Source organism: Formivibrio sp. oc-25 (assembly GCF_055810895.1).
Window position 1 is genome coordinate 1 of sequence record NZ_JBVVOL010000074.1, and the last position, 2,197, is coordinate 2,197.

The window sequence follows — 2,197 nt, forward strand, 5'->3', positions numbered from 1 at the left end:
ATCCCGACCAAGCAGACCGCGTTCAGCCAGTACGACCGGCCGAAGGGCGTGGCGCGCTACGCCGAAGTGGCCAAGCACCTGGGCCTGGATGCGGACACCGACCACCATCGTGTCGAGAAGCTGATTGAATGGGTGGATGGCCTGAAGAAAGTGCTGGGTATTCCGGCCTCGATCCAGGCAGCCGGGGTGAATGAAGTGGAATTCCTGGCCAAGGTGGACGAACTGGCGGAAGCGGCGTTTGACGACCAGTGCACCGGCGCCAACCCGCGCTTCCCGCTGATCTCGGAGCTGAAGCAGTTGCTGCTCGATAGCTACTATGGTCGGGCGTATACGGAACATTACCTGCGCGTGGCCAGTGAGAACCCGCAAAAAGTGGAGAAAGCCGCACAGGTAGCCTGATTTCATTGGGTGGATTGAGGCGAGGTGGCAATTTATTGCCCCTCCCTCTTTTTTCTTTTTGAAAAAATAATTCGGAAAAAAGAGAAACACTATGCGCTGTATTGTTTTAGGGGCTGGTGTCGTAGGTGTGACCACTGCCTGGTATCTGGCGCGAGCCGGGCATCAGGTAACCGTGATCGAGCGCCAATCCATGGCTGGCATGGAAACCAGTTTTGCCAATGGCGGACAGATTTCCGTTTGCCATGCCGAGCCGTGGGCCAACCCTAAAGCACCGATCAAAATGCTGCAATGGCTGGGAGATGACGATGCACCGCTGTTATTCAAATTCAAGTTTGATTGGGCGCAATGGTGGTGGGGGCTACAGTTTCTGCGCGAATGCACGCCAGATCGTGCACGGCGGAACCTGCAAAAACTGGTACGTCTGGGATTGTACAGCCGTATGCAATTGCAGCAATTGCGAGCAGAAACCCATATCCAGTACGACCAGCTTGCAAAAGGAATTCTCCATTACTACACGGAAGAATCCGAATTCGAATCCGCAGTAAAAGCGGCCAGATCAATGCGTGAAGCCGGGCTGGATCGGGAAGTCAAAACGACGGCGGAATGCCTCGATATTGAGCCGGCCTTGAATAACTCCAGGATCAATATTGTCGGGGGAACCTATACCCCCAGCGATGAATCGGGCGATGCCAGAAAGTTCACCCAAGAGCTTGCGGCACTCTGCCGGCAAGCAGGCGTTATGTTTCGCTACGAGACCAGTGTGGATCAATTGCTGTACGCAGGCCGTTCGGTCAATGGCGTTGCGATTTCCTGGCAGGACGAAACGGGTAGCCGAAAAGAAGTGCTGGAGGCGGATGCCTATATTGTGTGCCTGGGTAGTTACAGCCCGCTGTTGCTGCGGGATATCGGCATAAAAATCAACCTGTATCCGGCCAAGGGCTATTCGGCAACGGTACCGGTTGGCGAGGAGCACGACGCACCTTCGGTGGCCATGACCGATGATGGTTGCAAGATTGTTTACTCCCGGCTGGGCGATCGCCTGCGTATCGCCGGCACGGCCGAATTCAATGGCTACAACCTCGATCTGACCTTGCCGCGCTGCCAGGCATTGATCAAGCGTGCGCGCGATATCTTCCCCAATGGCGCTGATTTTGACGCGGCGGAATTCTGGACCGGCTTGCGTCCTTCCACGCCGAGCAACCTGCCATATATTGGTGCTGTCGGTGAAAAGACAGGGCTTTGGCTCAATACCGGGCACGGCACCCTGGGATGGACGGAATCTTGTGGTTCCGGGCGGATTCTGGCCGATATGGTCAGCGGTAATGCGCCCGAAATGAACATGCGAGTCTAGGGAGTTTTGGGGTAGTGCTTTTATAACGACAAATGGAGGTGATCAAATGGGTTCTCTGAGTATCTGGCACTGGCTGATTGTTCTGGGTGTAGTCGTCATGGTTTTTGGAACCAAAAAACTGGGTAGCGCCGGCAAGGATCTCGGTGCTGCAGTCAAGGGATTCAAGGAAGGCATGAATGGCACGGGGGCAGATCCGATGCTGCCAAAAGAAGTGGCAACGCCGCCGATTGAGGTGGCAAATCGCGACAGGCGCTGAGTATTGCTGTAGGACGGACTTCAGTCCGTCAGCGCCAGGGTTTCGTGATCCCTAATTGTGACGGGTTGAAACCCGTCCTACGGCATCATTGTTTTGTACAAAAAACGTAATAAACGCTAGGGGTTCCGCGCGTTGCGCGGATGAGAGAGTCCCTTCGAACCTGATACGGTTAATACCGGCGCAGGGAAGCG

2 protein-coding genes, 1 pseudogene and 1 riboswitch are annotated in these 2,197 nt (G+C 55.2%); all 3 genes and pseudogenes read left to right on the plus strand.

Annotated features, from left to right (window positions below):
• Positions 1 to 399 (plus strand): annotated as a pseudogene (locus tag AC0KVQ_RS16330) (bifunctional acetaldehyde-CoA/alcohol dehydrogenase); the annotation flags it as partial.
• A gap of 91 nt (positions 400 to 490) precedes the next feature.
• Entirely contained in the window at positions 491 to 1,750 is a 1,260-nt protein-coding gene (locus AC0KVQ_RS16335) for a D-amino acid dehydrogenase (RefSeq protein WP_473422255.1), read from the plus strand.
• 46 nt (positions 1,751 to 1,796) lie between these two features.
• A complete protein-coding gene (gene tatA, locus AC0KVQ_RS16340) occupies positions 1,797 to 2,006 on the plus strand; it encodes a Sec-independent protein translocase subunit TatA (protein ID WP_473422256.1) in 210 nt (69 codons plus the stop codon).
• A 108-nt stretch (positions 2,007 to 2,114) separates the two neighbouring features.
• A riboswitch (TPP riboswitch) is annotated at positions 2,115 to 2,197 on the plus strand. This riboswitch is flagged as partial in the annotation.

What these genes read in the sequence shown, in the direction of transcription:
- AC0KVQ_RS16335 (WP_473422255.1), top strand. Translation starts at nt 491, where the DNA reads ATGCGCTGTATTGTTTTAGGGGCTGGTGTCGTAGGTGTGACCACTGCC.
- tatA (WP_473422256.1), top strand. Translation starts at nt 1,797, where the DNA reads ATGGGTTCTCTGAGTATCTGGCACTGGCTGATTGTTCTGGGTGTAGTC.